The sequence below is a fragment of the Paenibacillus lautus genome, assembly GCF_050482385.1.
GTDB lineage: Bacteria > Bacillota > Bacilli > Paenibacillales > Paenibacillaceae > Paenibacillus_AQ > Paenibacillus_AQ lautus_B.
Window position 1 is genome coordinate 25143 of sequence record NZ_JBCNHV010000016.1, and the last position, 16583, is coordinate 41725.

The following is a 16583-nucleotide window of genomic DNA, read 5'->3' on the forward strand; positions in this document are numbered from 1 at the left end:
ATGTGGATATTCTGGTAGGGACAGATGTATCCCCCGTGTCTGTTCCAATCTTGGTGATCCAACAACGAAGATCTCGGATTCCTTGGATGGTAATCAAATCCGCGTGGTTCAATGGTGTGCTTCAGTTAGGTTAATATGGTTAATGCAAATGTTGGGTGAACCATCGTCCCTATTGAAGCTTACGTCCCCCCCGATGTTTGAGGACTGTAGTTCCGCTATTTGTTTATTTTCTGCTCATTAGCGAATGTATGAGGACATGAGATCCGCTATTGTAGGTTATTGCGGGCTAAATTTGTGGTTATGGTTAGATTAACGGAACGTGTGTCCGGATAGACTCCCAAATGAACCGATTTTCGGAAAATAGCGGATCGTGTGTCCGCATGGGCCGAATAACAGCGCGTTTTTTGCAGTAAACAGTGAATCCTAGATCCGCATGGGACCCAAAATCATTCGCTAAAGTAGCTAACTAATATAGCTAAACGGTTTTATTCTCTTCCTCTTTACCGATAACTTCCCTTGCTGCTTCTATGAAAGATAATATGATGGGTGAGAGCCACTTGTCTTTATGCCATAACATCTGTGTATATACGTGCAAGTCCGGAATTTGCCATGGAAGAGCAACAAGTTCGCCCCGTTTCATTTCGGCTTCCGCTACGATTTCAGGAAGAAAGGCAATACCGATTCCCGAAATTGCACATTGTTTAATGGCTTCGGCACTTTGAAACTCTAAATAAGTAATGGTATCAATGCCCTCTTTCTCAAATTGCCGGTCAAACATGGTTCGATAGGGGCATCCCTTTTCATTTGTAAGAAACACTTGTCCATGAAAGTCTTCCAGCTGCAGTACCGTTTGTTTCACAAGTGGATGGTCAGGAGCAGCGAATAAGCGGAAAGTTTCTTCCACCATCGGCTCCACGGCAAGTCCGCTCGAGCGAATGGGTTCGTCCAACATAAAGACGACATCCGCGGTCCCCTCAAAGAGTGTTTGCTTGAGCTCTTGATTTGGAACGGAGCGAAAGATCAGACGAATTCCCGGATACTGCGAACGAAACCGTTGAAAGACAGCTGGAAGCCGATAGGCGCAAATAACCTCATTGGCACTTATCGTTAGGGTGCCTCTTAAATTTTCATTGTCATGAACGACGCTGCGAGCTTCGTCCAATTTGTTTAGAACGTCTTGGATATGAGTTAAAAAGCGTTTACCCTCCGTTGTGAGAACGAGCTGCTTGCCCAAACGATCAAAGAGACGAACACCAAGCTCATCCTCCAATGCTTTCATTTGCATCGTGACGTTGGAGGGGACGTAGTTCAGCACTTCCGCAGCCCGACTGAAATTTAATGTTGATGCAACCGTGCGGAACGTGTTCAGTTGGCGCAATTCCATATACGATGCTCCCTTTCACTTTCAATTTTATTGAATACTACTTTGAATTCTATTCACTTTTATTGAGAGTACCATGACCCTATACTGAGTACAAGAAATACATTCTAAATGTATGGTTTCATTTTGAAAGGAGCAAACAATACGATGGATTATGAGATTTTTGATTTGGGTGACGTAACCTTGCAATCAGGAGTGACGTTACCGAAAGCTTTTCTTGCTTATAAGACTTATGGAAGATTGAATGAGAAAAAAGATAATGTCATCGTCTATCCAACGGCTTTTGGCGACCAGCATGCTCAGAATGAATGGTTGATTGGAAACGGCATGGCACTGGATCCGCAAAAATATTTCATTATCGTTCCAAATCTACTGGGCAACGGATTATCTTCGTCTCCCACGAATACGCCTCCCCCATTTGACCGGGCCAATTTTCCCCAGGTAACCATCTATGACAACGTTAAATTCCAGCATCGGCTGGTGACCGAAAAATTCGGCATTCAAAAGATCGCTCTTGTCGTTGGATGGTCCATGGGAGGCATTCAAGCATACCAATGGGGTGCAAGTTATCCAGAGATGGTGGAACGAATTGCACCTTTCGCGGGAATTGCCAAGCCTTGGCCCCATACATTTGTGGTCCTGGACAGTATGAGAGCAGCGCTGCTGGCTGCAGTTGGCTTCGATTCAACTAAACTAAACCAGTTGACTTCTGCAGACATGCGCGCCGTTGGCCGGGTCTATGCCGGATGGGGATTATCGCATGCGTTTTATAGAGAGGAGCTTTATCGCGAGCTGGGATTTGACTCCTTGGAAGATTTTGTGGCTGGCGTCTGGGAAGATAGCTTTATGAATATGGATCCGCATAATGTCCTGGCCATGCTATGGACAGGCCAACATGCAGATATTAGTGCAAACCCATCCTATAACGGAGATTTCGATAAGGCGCTTAAGAGCATTAAAGCACTTGCCTGCATCATGCCGGGGAGCACGGACCTCTTCTGCTCGGCGGATGATAACGAATACGAGGCTAAGCTTATGCCTAATGCTGTTTTTAATCCGATCAAGTCAATCTGGGGCCATTTTGCCGGTCGCGGAATCAACAGTGCCGATAATAAATTTATTGATGATAACCTAAAACGCTTGTTGGCGCTTAGTACAGATGGATAGACCATCAATAGCATTAGAGTGTCTTGTCAGGCATAGCAAGTAAAGTCATTGTCTTGATGTAAATACACCGTTACTGCCCGATCGTATTATGAGGTCACCAGAGCTTACTGGTCGACCTTCTTTTTGTGCGGTTGTGCTTGCTGAGCGATTCTGCCCGTTAGCATAATTCCATCGCCAGTCTAATGTAGTGTAGTGCTTAGAAAATGTAAATGAGCCCATCACCGTAATCTTGGATGCTTCTTATTTCCAATTTTACATGGCAATGGGCTATTTATGTTCAGTCTAAGACAGTGTAAGATGCTGGCGTTTATAAGACATCGTCATCTGCTAACACATCCGCTTGGCGTTCGTAATCTTCTAAATTAGCTGGGATCTTTAATCTTACTTTATCACCGGATAAACTGTGTAATCCCTTGGCTATCCGAGTTAAACTTCATTGTTTTACTGCGTTTCCATTCCTTCTCACTGCGGAACTTTTCAAATGGAATGCAAGCAGCAACATGGAAATCCGAGCCAATATCTACTCCAACATAGAAGGGATAAAAAGCTCTTGAGTTGTCTCGGTCTTCAATAATGCTCGTATCCGTAAGCATAAAATTATTCAACTTATGATCACCTGTTCGATTCATTTGCACCAGATTAACCAAGTTTTCTTAAGAGCTCCACAATGGGCCCAATGTAGCATGTCAGGTTTTAGATTCGGTGCATTACCCATAATAAACTGAGAGGTCGAGAATCCGCCTCAATAACTTTAAAGGGCTTCTGTTAAGTTCTTTGTCTATCTATGCAAAAAAACCTGTCATTTCGACAGGTTGAATAATCATCAAATGTGCAGTGCCAAAAACTTGGAACGCCTCATTTCTGTTAATGTAGTCCAGGAGGATGTCCTGCCGGCTCCAAACCTATTCTGGGCGGTTGTTCCCTGAGAGGTCACTGCACAATAATATATACTCCATAATAGGGGCTAATTCCTTCTAAATACCGTACCAGTTACCACAAATACTTTATAGAAGTCTTTCTAAGCTCCACATTAGACTCAGAGGTTAACTGGCACTAATGTATTTTAGCATGTTGCTCAAAAGTGGTAAAAGCTTATTTATTGAACTAACGTTCGCCGTTAGCTCAATAGTCTTATGTTTTAATTAGAGTCGCTGCTTATAGTTGTGAGGCTTGCCGAACACCTAATGCAGTGACGTCCCGACGGGCTTAGGGGGCTGGATGTGGACTCGCTTCTCAGAGTGACCCGATGCGTCAATATGGTGTTAGTCGAAGGAAGTTCTGGAAGCAGCCATTGCATTTAACGCGTTCTCAAAATAGCTATATACTTCATCTGCAATTCCCAGAAACTCTTCAACAAGTACATTATCACTATCCAAGTAACAAGCATACAGATAATCAACTAAAGCGGAGTCAATCTCACAATAGTTTAATATGGCATTCTTCATCATAATAATGTCATCTTGCCATACACCTGTATCTTCTAAAACCAAAGAGTATAATGCACGAATTAATCTCTTAGAGTAACCTTTAATATATCTATTCTTCATTGTGTTATCACTAGCATTAGAAAGTAAACTATGTCTACGATCTACTTCCTTCTTGGTCTCTGTATTTAAGTCTAAAATGAACTCTGGAGAAATAATTATCGGTGGTACTTCTTCACCAACGTCATGACCATATATGCAAACACAAATGATCTTTACCCAAAAACCCCAATCATTTGGTTTACTTAATACATCGTCAATCGAGCAAATTGTCGTATCAATCTTAGTTAATACTGGATATTCTCCCAAAAGCCTGTCTTTAATATTTGACAATCTTTCGTAATCAATATCTTTGGGATTTACACATACAATAGTAAAGTCTGCATCTGACTTAAAAGGTTTTGCAGTTCCTTTTGGAATCGAGCCACACATATAAATGCTATGAATCTTACCTTTAAATTCGGTAAGTATATTATCTATATACTTATCAACAAAATCCTTATATTCACTTTGTATTACAATTCTTTTTATAACTTTTTCTAATATCATATAGACTCCTCCCAAAATAAAAAACGCCCCAAAGCAAATGCTCTGGGACGATATTAATCGCGGTACCACCCAGGTTGCTGTATTTTCACACAGCCACCTTAATTGACTATAACGGGTCAAACCGATGGGTATTAGCCATACTCTGGAACTGGCATTTTCAATCAGTACTCTAGGGTTTTCTCAGTCATGAAACCCTTTCCTGTGAAGAGTTTAATGATTTACTTTTGTTCCATCATTGATTTACGGATATTGGTTAAATATTACTCTTTCCCGTCACCTTAGTCAAGAACTTGCTCAAGATAACTGCCCGTTAGTTCAATAAAAAGAACGCTCCCGCGCCTTCGCTTGGGCTACGTCCTCCTCATTATATTCCATTTCCAATCACCTATTAAAGAACTTACTCGGGTAGCATGTAATGCTTAAACAGGGGACTTATCTTAACTTAAGCACTAAGAAAATACTTTATTTTCCTTGGCTAATACTAGGATTTCTTTTGACAACAGTGATTTCCGTCTCTTCTGGAATAATCGGTGCAAAAACCTCATTCATTTTGAATCGCTTTGAACCGTAGATAATGAAACGAGCACCGGACCGGCAAAATCCGAAGCTTCCTCGCCTTTTGGATTATGAAGGCGGAACAAGAAACTGTCGCCTGTTTCAGACTGCCACACGATATAGTCGTTAATCCCTTCACCACTCGAGGTTTGTAGGTAGAGCTCGGCGGAACCCAGCGGATGCTCGATAAGCTCTCCACTAAAATCGGATACTTCGCCGAACTCTTCCAATTCCTTTTTCCCTGCAGCTTTAAGCTGCATTAGATCATAATTTGCAGGCAGTGACTCAATATCAACATAGTATTCTGGATTGCTGCTGAGAAACAGACGTCCTTCGGCAGCGTCGAAAGCAAACTTTTCGAATACGTATAAGGAAAAGCCTTCGCCTTGATGCAAGGTGGCTGTATATGACTGGTTACCCTCACCCGTCATCAAATCAAAGTTTTCGCTCTGAGGACGCGTCACTTCGGAAGCTTGCTCGTTCTCGGTTTCAGGAGTCGTGACCTCTTCATTGGCAGGTGTTGATACATCAGGACTGGCGGGAGGCTCAGCTGCTCCAGAGCATGCCGTAAGCGTTAGAACCATGATGAAAATTGAAATTCTCATAAATGCAGAGCGTCTTGGATACACGTTGGATCACGCCTTTCTGTATTTAGTTCATCCACGCTTCATAACTGCACTGGATGATCAGACAGCCACTGATTTTACGATATTGCAATCGGGTAGAGTTTTTGAGTACTGTTGAGGCAACATCGTTTTGTGTTTCATCACATTTATATGATCAATTATGAGTTATTACCCAAGTAAGGGTTTAGAAACGCAAAAAGTTATGTCCTGCTAAGCGCTCCTCCTAGAAACCTACACGACCACTCCATTCTTCTGTACGAGCAATCAAGGCTATCTTCTCTCTCACTAACTCCTCGTCTGCCTTATGCCCTGCTGGGACCACCAGCCTGGAAATAGGCTTCCTAACAAGAATCCAACAAGGCTCAAGCTCAAACGGAACAAGTTGTAACCTGCGGACGAATACGCCTTCAATACCGAACACCTCAAAGCTTGTTGCCAATCGCTTCGCAACGATTCGTGCCCTAAAAATTCATTTCAGTCCAGATTTGCAGGTGTTTTCAAGCATCACACTGCCGAACGAACTTATCGTCGATTAAATCCATTGAAGTGCCTGAGCATTTGGATAAAAACATTAAGCTCCGCATCTTTCCAGTCAGAGAGTCGTTCATAATAAACAGACTCTTTTTCCTTAAGTGCTTCTATTGTTTTTGCTTGTCCAAACTCGGTAAGAGACAACACAATTCCTCGTCCATCATTAGGAGACACTTCCCTGTTCACATATCCCAAAGACTGGAGTTGTTTGACAAGGCGACTGACCGAACTTCGGTCCATCGCAGTTGATTCAGCTAATGTGGCGGCATTAGTGGGGCCATAGGAATACAGCCAACGAACAATATGGAAGGCGGCAGGCTGCAAGGAGGAATCGAATTTCGCTGCAGCTCTGACATTCAGGGCATGTGCAGCACTGATGAGAGCGTTAAGCTGCTCGCCCAATTCAATCTCCAGTTTCCCCCTCGATTCATTTTTGATTTCACTATCCTTCATCCTCAATCACCTCTCTCTAGATCAAAAAATAACTAATTGACATATATCAATCAAATCATTATAATTTGCATATGTCAACTAAATAAATATTCTACATTACCTGTTGTTTGCAATGATAACTTCAAAAAAATGTATCACATGAAGGAGAAATGACGATGTCTAAAAAAGAAACAATTGTCATTACAGGTGCTACCAGTGGTCTTGGACAGCTTGTGGCGTTCGAATTAGGAAGACGCGGATTTGATCTTATCTTGACTGCCAGGAGTAAAGAACGCGCTGAGGCGACGAGAAAAAAGATTCAGGAGATTGCACCATCAACTAAAGTTGATTTTTTTTATGGAGATTTTTCGCTATTGAAGGACGTTAAACGGGTTGGCAGCGAAATAACTGTCGCTTATCCTAAAATTGATGTGTTGTTAAACAATGTGGGGATCCATGCTTTTGTGCCCCGTATCACTTCTGAGGGGCTTCCTGAAATGATTGCTGTCAATTATTTAGCGCCGTGGCTTTTGACACATATGTTAAAACCGTCCCTGCAAAATGCTCGGGAAGCAAGAGTTGTCAATGTTGCCTCTGAAGCTTCACAACGTCATGGTTTTTTGAAGCTGCCCGATGATTTGACTGATACAACTCCCTTTACCTCTCGCGGATCATCCCCCATCTATGGGAAGACCAAATTGTTAAATATCATGTTCACCGCTGAAGTAGCACGACGGTGGTCAGGTACGGGAATCAGCGTAAATGCACTAAATCCGGGATTTAATGTTACTGGCCTCGGACGAGAACTTTGGTTCGCTTCCGTATTAGAACGATTGCTAAAAGCACTTCGGATTGGAGATCCGCGAAAAGGAGCAGATATTATCACCCGATTAATAGTTGAGCCCGAATGTCAAAAAATGACAGGCGGATATTTTAATGTTGGAACCGGAAAATCAATTGAACCTGTTTCGCCTGGGAGGGATGTGATAATGCAGAACAAGCTGTGGGAGGCCACCGAAAATTTGCTGGTGGAAAAGGGGTTTATATCCAAGAGCGATGCCACATATCAGTAAATATGAATGTAGCGGTATGTAGATAAGAAAAGCAAAAAAAGGTCTACCCAATTATGGGCGGCCTTTCTTTACTTGTAGACGTTAATTATTTGCTGATAGGTTGACCTGCAAAAGCTTGAACATGTAACGGGGCTGTCAAGTATTTTGGAGCTTTAGCTACAAACGCCTGAAAATGGGTGCTCGCATTGTGAGCTTCTACTGCTTCTTGGTCTTTCCACTGTTCGACCATGAGATATGTGTCATCCTTATCTGTATCCTTCAGGAGGTTATACGACACATTCCCTGCTTCCACACGGGATGCCTCAATAAGTTCTTTTACGGCTTCCAAAAATTCTGCCTCTAATTCACTGTTTACTTTCATTTCTGCATGGATAATAATCATCGCTGTTACCTCACTTCCATTCCGCAATACGATCTATAGGGAGACGAGTCGTCAAGCGTGCTTCTTTGGCAGCTTTACCTACAGAGATGAGCATTACCGGTACATAACGGTCTTTCTCCATACCAAATGCTTCAGCAATTCGGGATTTATCGTATCCGCCGATTGGGTTTGTGTCATATCCACGGGCACGAGCAGAAAGCATAAGCTGCATGGAAACCAATCCGCTATCGATAAGGATCATTTCACGGAAAGTCTGTGCCGGAATACGTCCGAACAGATCGGTATAATTTGCCATCATCTGATCCTTAACCTCTTGTGGCATATATCCGCGTTCCACAGCATTACCCATAATTTCATCTGCATAGTCGAATGCGTTCATATCTCCAAATACGGCAATTACTGCGGAAGAAGTAGAAACTTGTGTTTTGTTGCCTGGTGCCAGCTCTTCAAGCGTTGCTTTTCCCTCTGGGCTATCAACGACGAGAAACCTCCAAGGCTGAAGATTAACGGATGATGGAGCCAAAGTCGCTTCTTCCAAAATTTCAGTCATTTCTTCATGGCTGATTTTGACCAATGGGTCATATACCCGCACAGAGCGACGGGAAGTAATAATTTCTTTATAATTATTGTTTAGGGAAGTTACAGACATGATATTCTCTCCTTTTATCTCTATAAGTTAATTGGTCTTACTAGATTCTTTCATCTGTTGAATCTGGCTGTTCATCTTCTGTAGCACTTGAACAAACGCAAGTCGCTCTGATTCTGTAAGGTCTGCCTGAAGTTCCTCCATAAATCGATCTTTCTCCGCTCTAAACTTTGCTACTTTACTTTTGCCCACTTCGGTTAGCTGAACCAACGTAATCCGATTGTCATTCTCACATCTGGTTCGCAGAAGCATTCCTTCCGCTTCCAACTGCTGAACATGACGGGTCACCGCAGCTGGATCAATAGATACTGCTTTCTGCAGATCCGACTGGCTAATTTCGCCTCCCGTCAGTTTGTAGAGAAGTTCCAACCGATTGGGACTTACTCCAGCGCATCGCTCAAACCGAGTCGCAATATGCTTATTCAGATGCATTAGCAAGTACAGCAGGTCTTCTGTATGACATGTAGAGATGATATAGCCCCCCCTTCAATTCATTGACCCATCAATAATTGATGGGTCAATCATATACCTTTGTTTTCTGGAAATCAAGTCTTTTGAATAAAATATAAAGCCCTTCATCCTGTATAAGGACGAAAGGCTGGGTTCCGTGTTACGGGATTTCCCCGAGAATGCCCTATTTTGCTCATAATGAGCTAATAAATCCCCTTGATTTTTGTCAGGTCCCCGCTGCATAGTGTTTCAAGATTATCAAATATCTTACGAACAGGCCAATCCCACCATTTAATGAGAAGGAGATAATCGATGAGTTCATCGTCAAATCTTTTCTTAATAACTTTGCAAGGATTCCCGCCTGCAATATGGTAAGGAGGAATATCTTTTACAACTACAGAATTGGCTGCAATAATTGCTCCATCGCCAATATGTACACCGGGCATTACGGTCACATTTTGACCGATCCATACATCGTTTCCAATTACAGTATCACCTTTTAGGGGTAAGTCTGCCAGTGTTGGAGTCGCTTTCTCCCAACCATGGCCCATAATATTAAACGGATAGGTAGTGACACTGGACATTCTATGGTTTGCACCATTCATTACAAATTCAATACCCTTTGCAATTGCGCAAAATTTTCCGATAATCAGCTTATCTCCAATAAATTCATAGTGATGTGTGACACGCTCTTCAAACTTTTCAGCACCGTTGATGTCGTCATAATATGAGTAGTCACCGACAATAATATTTGAGCGTGTTACAACGTTTTTAATAAAGCATATACTTTTAATTGCCTCATTTGGGTAGATTGCATTAGGATCAGGTCCATATTGCATATAAAAATCCCTCCTTCGTGTTTTATAAATAAAGAGACTACAGCGCTCTACTAGATTATCTATTATACCTCGAATCTGCATCAAAATATCTCGATGAGGGCCGATACCAGAGACAAACTTTTTTCGCCAAGATCTATTTATATTGCCGAATGGTTCATCAAACAAGTCATCATGTTTGTTGGGTCATTTATTCTATAATCATCGTAATGACCACGATGATAAGTAACCATAAATAAACTCTAAAAAACAAAGTATCTGGAATTTTCTGAGCCCACCTTCTCCCGATTGGTACTCCTATCAGCCCCCCAAGCGAAAATCCAATCAATGCAGGTATATGAATAAATCCAATGGTCGAATCTGGCATGCCAGCTACCCGTAATCCTGAAGCAAGATAAGTGGATGCACCGACAATAGCGACAGGCAGACCTAGTGGTGTAGCTAGAGCGACCGCATGCAGCATCCGCATCCCATATTTTCTAAGGTATGGGATCGTCATAACGCTACCGCCAATCCCTAGCAACGTTGAAATAATGCCAATGAACGATCCAATAACGAAACGGGACATGCGTCCTGGCAGAGGAGAGATCGAGAATTCATCGTTACTATTCGCTGTTTTCTTGTACGAATTAGATATAATGACATAACAAAGTAGCATAATAAATGCACATTTGAGCAATCCACCATCGATATAGGGGGCCAACAGACCACCGATCAGAGCGCCTAATGCGATAAAACCAGCTAATTGTTTAAATACCATCCAATTGATATTACCTTGCTTCGAATGATTATAGGTGGAATTCGTTGAATTTATAATCATGACAGCCAGTGATGTCCCCACAGCTGTATGCATAACATAATCTGCAGGAACAACGTGGGGAAGGAAAACATATAGAATTGGGACAACAACGAAGCCGCCACCTAGACCAAAAAGGCTGGATAATACGCCGATAAACACCCCGATGAAAGTAAACACAATCCATGCTATGATACTACTTCCTCCTTTAAGTCAGCCCGCACTCATCGCTGAATGACAACTTACAGTTATGACTCCTATTTGGATTAGCTTACAAACTTAATGATAATGAAATAAGGCATATTATAATAATTGATATTTGTTATACTCGATATAAATAAAGATAATGGTGCAATTAGCCCTCACACCGGGTGAAACGGATTGGGTTAGAACCTGTTAATGATGAAACATATAACTCGCTATAAAAAGAATGCATCGAACCCATTGGTTCGATGCATTCTTCTTTTACATCATTTGGCTCTTGAACGATGGTTTTCGGGAAATCTTGATAAGAATGATAAACCCACCTCTTCGACGTGTTACTCTTTAGGAAATATTAGTTATTTTATTTTCTCAGCCAATTCCAAAATAGTACCTTCTGGCCCACGAACGGTTGACCAGTTCTATATTCGCTTCTCCGTCTGGTGTTCACAGCATTACGACTTCCTCTTTAACGTCTTGAAGCCCTATGATCCGCTCCACCCACTCGCCTTCCACCGAGTTTACAACCGGACCAACAAAGCAACCTTGGTAATACTCACAAGCTATAGATAAGAGCAATTCAACTTCTAAAGATTAGGCCGTCGAGAAGACCTCGACAGCCTTGTTATATAGTATTAATAAAAGACCCTCAAAGAGAGCCGCCCCCAATAAAAGTTGGTTCCGCTAATACCCCTATTCTACAATCATTGTAGCGTCTCACTTTATTATTCTTCAAACAATTTCTCGCCGCGATGGAGCCGCCATGCAATTTTAGCTGTATGCGGTGTCTCACGGGAAGTCGGAGCATGCGACGCCAAATAACGGGTAACCGCAAGGATCAAAGTTTCGCGGGCCTTCTCGGCGAACGGACCAGACTCGGAAGCCCAGCGGTCATATTCCGCCACGGCCGCTTCGTACATCTGGAAGGTGTGGAATTCCGCATCCTCTCGAAGCAGCGCATGACCCAATACGTTGAATAAAGGCTCCGGCTTTCCGCCGCTGCGGAGATAGCGAATCACCCACGTCGCAGCCGGCGCCACTTGCTGTTGCTTGTCGAGAATCTCAAGCAACTCAGCGGGCTGCGGTACTTCCTCAGTCGCTCCTATTGCATCCGGTCTCGGGGCAGCGGGGATGTTCAAAAACCGATCGAGGTAAATCGCAGCTGCAGTATGGAAAATACCGCGAACCAGCCATGAATCGGCGGAACGGATCAAACCTTCGTGAACGGCGTGAGCATGCGTAAACGTGTGTAGCACTGAAATCCAGTCTCCGAAATCGTTATGCGTGTGGAAGCGGACGATCCGTTCTGCCGCAGCCAATGCGGCAATTTTCGAGATGCGCACTGGAGAGGCGCCCCCGAGTAAAGCATCCTTCAACATGTGCACTGTCCGAAGCGGATCGTCGCCAAGCAGCGCTTGGAGCAGCGCCTCGTCATCGATGCCAGATCCCCCGCTTCCTGATGAAACGCCATTTTTGGTCAGCTCCTCAAACGCTTCCTTTATCGGCTGAACCAAATTGACCGGGGACTGCCAGCTATGAAGCTCTTCACTGCGCGATGCGTTCCCGAACATCGGAATGAGCGAAGCGAGGACATATTTGTGCTGCTCGTGCCCGACGTACTTCAAGCTCTCGAACGCCTTATTATGGAAATCTAGCGTATGACCTCCATTCATATAAAAATGGTCCGTCGCCGTCATGCTCATCATAGAGAATAATCGCTTCTTATCCGCCCCCGCCTGCACGGCGGTCAGCAGCACCCGTTCCGCACCGCGCGTATCCCGAACTTCGATGCAATCACGGTACCATTCCGTCAAACGTTCTTCGGAGACGCCTGTATTCGGAAGTGGATCTAGCAAGAATCGCGTTCCGCTACCGGCTGATTCGCGCGCCGTGTGCAGTAATCCTTGAAACAACGCAAGGATCCGGCCTTGTTTATCAAGCTTTGGCAGGACGTTGGCCATCGCGGTCAGAATTGTTAACCCGGAGCCCCACCCTTGCCTGCGCTGTTTGACCCCAAATTCGATCCCAATCGCCGCGATTTCCGTCTCTGGAACACCTGCCTCCATTAATCCAACTATGGCCTTGGCTATGACAAGACCGATATTTTGCTCAAGGCCGCTCAGAAGCCGATCTTTATACAGCTGTACTTGATTGCTGTTCCGGGATTTGGGGTTGACCCAAATCAACCCGTCATGAACGGTTATATCATGTACCGGTACATCGTCCGCCCAAGGGTCGAGCGTTCCGCCACTGCATACGTCAAACCTTGCATGATGCCAATGGCATGTCAAAATTCCGTTGCATAAACTTCCCATGTGCAGCGGAAAACCGAGGTGCGGGCACCGGTTATCAAGCGCGTGCACGTCATCCTCGTGATAAAATACTACGATGCCCCCCTTGATCAGCTTCGGTCCTTGCTCCCGAAGCTCTTCTACCGTACCTGCCTGAATCCAACCATCCATGTAAACGCCTCCATTTTACAGTATTATACGAATACCTTGCTTATAGAATATCTTATTCCGAATACTTTTTAAACAGTTATGTTTATAAAGTCGGTTTTTTCTGCGCTTCCCAGGCTTCATCAATCTGGTCGGCTGAGATGGCCTCGATCTCCGGACCGATGTGATGTTCGGCGCAAAAGTCAAGCATTTCCTGCGTTTCGCGAATTCCGCCAATCATGGATCCGGCGAACGACCGACGATGACCGATCAGTGAGAATACGTTAACTGATAGGGGCTCCGCCGCATTGGATATTACTACAAAATATAAACGGTGGAAGGGAAACTGGCGCTTGGATTTCATTATTATATGTATTATAAATATTGAAATCTAATTGCTGGGTAGTTGGATGTTAGCCCAACTGCTTACATCGCATTGGCCATATTCATTATCACCTACAGCAATCACCGTGCCGTCCGATTTAAGGCCGATGGTATGAGCGCAACCCGCCGCAACTGCTACAATATCGCACCAGTCTCTTACATTGCATTGACCATACTCATTCCAGCCCACAGCTGCCACCGTACCGTCCGATTTAAGCCCGATGGTATGATGACTACCCACCGCTATCGCCACAATACCACTCCAGTCGCTCACATCGCATTGGCCTACCTTATTTTGACCCACAGCAATCGCCGTGCCATCCGATTTAAGACCAACGGTATGAAGATAACCCGCCCCAACCGCCACGATGCCGCACCAGTCGCTTACATTGCATTGGCGATACCTATTATTGCCCACAGCCGTCACCGTGCCGTCCAATTTAAGACCGATGGTATGCCAGTCACCCGCCGCGACCGCCACCATATCACGCCAGCCACTTACATTGCATTGGCCTTCATTATTTCGACCCACAGCCACCACTGCGCCATCCGTTTTAAGCCCAACGGTATGACGCCAACCCGCCGTAACCGCCACCATATCACGCCAGCTGCTAACATCGCATTGGTCATACTTATTCCAACCCACAGCCGCCACCGTGCCATCCGATTTAAGCCCGATGGTATGAGCATTACCCGTGTTCGTCGCCATATGAACATTACCAGCCGCAACCGCAGCTATATCGCACCAGCCACTCACATCACATTGGCCATATTTATTATCACCCACAGCCGTGACCGTGCCGTCTGATTTAAGACCAACCGTATGACGACGACCTGCCGCTATGGTGTCTTTGGGAGTTGCCCGTATCTTGCTGAATCCAAGATTCCCTTTTTCCATGAAGTTCTCCCCCTTGTTTTTTCATTCCAACTTCGATCATACAACATTCATGCAAGTGCTAAGTTTAAGCCTGCACACCTTTGATTTTTCGCAATCTCAAAACTAGAAAGCTTAGCTTGCGCATAGAGTAGACTGAAATCTTTGGCAAAACGTAATCTCCCCACCTTGGCCCCATCGATCACGTCCAGATTTTATCGTTACCATCCCATTTCCTTTTAAAAGGCTATGTACCTTTTCAGCACCCTCATCACGATTAGCCGCATAAAGCACTCCATCTTCGCCATATTGTGTGGTTGCCTTAATGTAAATAGAAGGAGTGTTGATTTTGGACAAGGTTTCCTTCTGATTAAAACCTTTAAACCAAGTACCTGTATAAAAAGTCTCTGCAAAATCGAGCTCAAAATCATCTAAATAAAGGGTACTATGTGCTCTCCAGGATGTGTTTCCATGCGGGTCCTCCCTGTACTCTACATTTTCTTTTAGTTTTTGTCCTGCTCCTCTTATTTCACTATGTATCACTCTCTCCACCTAGTTCACACCCTCTGAGATAATAAACATACGCATTATAATATTCTCACTCGGATAATCTACCAATCACCATTAACATGAGTTGTTAGTTCGAGTTACCATACCTGGATAAATAACAAAAAAAGAACCCTTTTCGGGTTTATTAAAACGAACAATCACTGACAACTACGTCAGTGATGTTTCCAGGGTGTATAAAAACCGACTATGATCCTTCAATCTATACTCTCATCATTGAGAAATCGAGTCTTTTAAAAAATCCGTAAAATTCACTGGGGATCTGCCAATCAGGTTTTCCAAAGCGGGATTGGTTTGCGAGAAATCTCCCTGTCGACTTGCCTGAAACATACCCGTAAGCATGCCGGCCATCGCTTCCGGCAGTCCTCGGGACGTCAAGTGGTTCCGATATTCATCATCCGACACGACAATTCGCCGAATCGGTCGATCCAAGAGCTTGGAAGCAATTGATGCGATGCGATCCATGTCAATCGCTTCGGAAGCCGTAAGGTGAGGAGTTATACCGTCATATCTCTGCTCTGTCAGGATGACCGCTGTGGCTTCAGCAAGGTCGGAATGGCTGGTCCAGGCAACAGGACCATCTTCCGGAGCAATCAATTCCCCTGTATTCAAGGCATCACCCATCCACATGATCGCTGATGCTGCATAAAAGCCGTTTCGCAGCGACGTGAAAGCCATTCCTGAAGATTTTAGCATCTCTTCTGTAGCAGCATGAACGTTCATGGGAGGAAAATGCGACGTTGCTGTTGAAAACATTTGGCTAGTGTACAGCAGTCGACGAACACCAGCTTTCTTTGCCGAGTCGATTGCGGTTTGATGCTGACGAACAGCAACTTCTCCCAAGGAGTGGGACGAGATCATGAGAACTTGAGACGCTTCCTCAAAGGCGTGAAGAAGACTTTCGGAATCATCGAAATTTCCTTGCCGAACACGAACTCCGCGTTCTTTTAGATCCTGCGCCGTGTTCACATCACGGACACTCACACCAATATCCCCAGCAGGAACACGCTTGAGAAGTTCCTCTACGACCTTCCGACCTAATTTCCCATTCGCGCCTGTAACAACAATCATTTCTACACTCATCCTTTCGTTTGCAAATCAGATAAAGAGTTTGCCATACGATTTTGTTTGTGCAATCATAATCGTATAAGTACGTGTTACCAAAGTCACTGAATCAGACACAAACAGATCAATGGATTTTCAGTGACTTT

Annotated in this window: 15 protein-coding genes, 2 pseudogenes and 1 other annotated feature; of the genes and pseudogenes, 2 read left to right on the forward strand and 15 right to left on the reverse strand. The window is 44.2% G+C overall.

The features are described 5' to 3' along the window. Positions 1-475: 475 nt before the first annotated feature. Positions 476-1384: a LysR family transcriptional regulator gene (locus tag ABEW73_RS20310; RefSeq protein ID WP_430168169.1), complete on the reverse strand. Its 909-nt coding sequence runs from the start codon at positions 1382-1384 to the stop codon at positions 476-478. Between the two features lie 144 nt (positions 1385-1528). Here ABEW73_RS20310 and ABEW73_RS20315 point away from each other — a divergent pair, with 144 nt between their 5' ends. After that, complete coding sequence (locus ABEW73_RS20315) at positions 1529-2548, forward strand: alpha/beta fold hydrolase (RefSeq protein WP_430168166.1); 1020 nt, start codon at positions 1529-1531, stop codon at positions 2546-2548. Between the two features lie 392 nt (positions 2549-2940). Here the strand turns inward: ABEW73_RS20315 and ABEW73_RS20320 are convergent. From ABEW73_RS20320 to ABEW73_RS20335, 4 genes and pseudogenes are all read right to left on the reverse strand, one after another. Beyond that, positions 2941-3141 (reverse strand): annotated as a pseudogene (locus tag ABEW73_RS20320) (hypothetical protein); the annotation flags it as partial. A 669-nt stretch (positions 3142-3810) separates the two neighbouring features. Next, positions 3811-4581 carry a nucleotidyltransferase domain-containing protein gene (locus ABEW73_RS20325; RefSeq protein WP_430168163.1) on the reverse strand — a complete coding sequence of 257 codons (771 nt, stop codon included), beginning with the start codon at positions 4579-4581 and terminating at the stop codon, positions 3811-3813. A 40-nt stretch (positions 4582-4621) separates the two neighbouring features. Beyond that, positions 4622-4826 (reverse strand) — a binding site (T-box leader). A gap of 300 nt (positions 4827-5126) precedes the next feature. After that, entirely contained in the window at positions 5127-5765 is a 639-nt protein-coding gene (locus tag ABEW73_RS20330; protein ID WP_430168161.1) for a hypothetical protein, read from the reverse strand. 519 nt (positions 5766-6284) lie between these two features. Further along, on the reverse strand, positions 6285-6746 hold the full coding sequence (locus tag ABEW73_RS20335) for a MarR family winged helix-turn-helix transcriptional regulator (protein ID WP_430168158.1): 462 nt from the start codon (positions 6744-6746) through the stop codon (positions 6285-6287). Between the two features lie 155 nt (positions 6747-6901). On the opposite strand from ABEW73_RS20335, the gene ABEW73_RS20340 reads away from it, so the two are divergent. Beyond that, complete coding sequence (locus ABEW73_RS20340; RefSeq protein WP_430168154.1) at positions 6902-7798, forward strand: SDR family NAD(P)-dependent oxidoreductase; 897 nt, start codon at positions 6902-6904, stop codon at positions 7796-7798. 85 nt (positions 7799-7883) lie between these two features. On the opposite strand, the gene ABEW73_RS20345 is transcribed toward ABEW73_RS20340, so the two are convergent. From ABEW73_RS20345 to ABEW73_RS20390, 10 genes and pseudogenes are all read right to left on the reverse strand, one after another. After that, positions 7884-8180: a putative quinol monooxygenase gene (locus ABEW73_RS20345; RefSeq protein ID WP_430168151.1), complete on the reverse strand. Its 297-nt coding sequence runs from the start codon at positions 8178-8180 to the stop codon at positions 7884-7886. A 10-nt stretch (positions 8181-8190) separates the two neighbouring features. Further along, positions 8191-8829 (reverse strand): nitroreductase family protein, encoded by a 639-nt coding sequence (locus tag ABEW73_RS20350; protein ID WP_430168149.1) that lies wholly within the window; start codon positions 8827-8829, stop codon positions 8191-8193. Between the two features lie 27 nt (positions 8830-8856). Then, positions 8857-9258, reverse strand: a complete 402-nt coding sequence (locus tag ABEW73_RS20355; RefSeq protein WP_430168250.1) for a MarR family winged helix-turn-helix transcriptional regulator — start codon at positions 9256-9258, stop codon at positions 8857-8859. Positions 9259-9479: 221 nt separating this feature from the next. Next, positions 9480-10115 (reverse strand): Vat family streptogramin A O-acetyltransferase, encoded by a 636-nt coding sequence (locus ABEW73_RS20360; RefSeq protein WP_430168147.1) that lies wholly within the window; start codon positions 10113-10115, stop codon positions 9480-9482. A gap of 187 nt (positions 10116-10302) precedes the next feature. Beyond that, complete coding sequence (locus tag ABEW73_RS20365; RefSeq protein ID WP_430168146.1) at positions 10303-11088, reverse strand: sulfite exporter TauE/SafE family protein; 786 nt, start codon at positions 11086-11088, stop codon at positions 10303-10305. A gap of 746 nt (positions 11089-11834) precedes the next feature. Further along, entirely contained in the window at positions 11835-13571 is a 1737-nt protein-coding gene (locus ABEW73_RS20370) for a Rieske (2Fe-2S) protein (protein ID WP_430168144.1), read from the reverse strand. Between the two features lie 82 nt (positions 13572-13653). Next, positions 13654-13851, reverse strand: a pseudogene (locus tag ABEW73_RS20375) (hypothetical protein); the annotation flags it as partial. Between the two features lie 87 nt (positions 13852-13938). Then, the gene (locus ABEW73_RS20380) at positions 13939-14829 is read right to left on the reverse strand and encodes an RCC1 domain-containing protein (protein WP_430168142.1); all 891 of its coding nucleotides are present in this window, start codon (positions 14827-14829) and stop codon (positions 13939-13941) included. Between the two features lie 111 nt (positions 14830-14940). Further along, entirely contained in the window at positions 14941-15357 is a 417-nt protein-coding gene (locus ABEW73_RS20385; protein WP_430168139.1) for a hypothetical protein, read from the reverse strand. A gap of 228 nt (positions 15358-15585) precedes the next feature. After that, on the reverse strand, positions 15586-16443 hold the full coding sequence (locus tag ABEW73_RS20390; protein WP_430168137.1) for an SDR family oxidoreductase: 858 nt from the start codon (positions 16441-16443) through the stop codon (positions 15586-15588). Positions 16444-16583 lie beyond the last annotated feature (140 nt).

What these genes read in the sequence shown, in the direction of transcription:
- ABEW73_RS20310 (WP_430168169.1), bottom strand. Translation starts at nt 1,384, where the DNA reads ATGGAATTGCGCCAACTGAACACGTTCCGCACGGTTGCATCAACATTA.
- ABEW73_RS20315 (WP_430168166.1), top strand. Translation starts at nt 1,529, where the DNA reads ATGGATTATGAGATTTTTGATTTGGGTGACGTAACCTTGCAATCAGGA.
- ABEW73_RS20325 (WP_430168163.1), bottom strand. Translation starts at nt 4,581, where the DNA reads ATGATATTAGAAAAAGTTATAAAAAGAATTGTAATACAAAGTGAATAT.
- ABEW73_RS20335 (WP_430168158.1), bottom strand. Translation starts at nt 6,746, where the DNA reads ATGAAGGATAGTGAAATCAAAAATGAATCGAGGGGGAAACTGGAGATT.
- ABEW73_RS20340 (WP_430168154.1), top strand. Translation starts at nt 6,902, where the DNA reads ATGTCTAAAAAAGAAACAATTGTCATTACAGGTGCTACCAGTGGTCTT.
- ABEW73_RS20345 (WP_430168151.1), bottom strand. Translation starts at nt 8,180, where the DNA reads ATGATTATTATCCATGCAGAAATGAAAGTAAACAGTGAATTAGAGGCA.
- ABEW73_RS20350 (WP_430168149.1), bottom strand. Translation starts at nt 8,829, where the DNA reads ATGTCTGTAACTTCCCTAAACAATAATTATAAAGAAATTATTACTTCC.
- ABEW73_RS20355 (WP_430168250.1), bottom strand. Translation starts at nt 9,258, where the DNA reads ATGCATCTGAATAAGCATATTGCGACTCGGTTTGAGCGATGCGCTGGA.
- ABEW73_RS20360 (WP_430168147.1), bottom strand. Translation starts at nt 10,115, where the DNA reads ATGCAATATGGACCTGATCCTAATGCAATCTACCCAAATGAGGCAATT.
- ABEW73_RS20370 (WP_430168144.1), bottom strand. Translation starts at nt 13,571, where the DNA reads ATGGATGGTTGGATTCAGGCAGGTACGGTAGAAGAGCTTCGGGAGCAA.
- ABEW73_RS20380 (WP_430168142.1), bottom strand. Translation starts at nt 14,829, where the DNA reads ATGGAAAAAGGGAATCTTGGATTCAGCAAGATACGGGCAACTCCCAAA.
- ABEW73_RS20390 (WP_430168137.1), bottom strand. Translation starts at nt 16,443, where the DNA reads ATGATTGTTGTTACAGGCGCGAATGGGAAATTAGGTCGGAAGGTCGTA.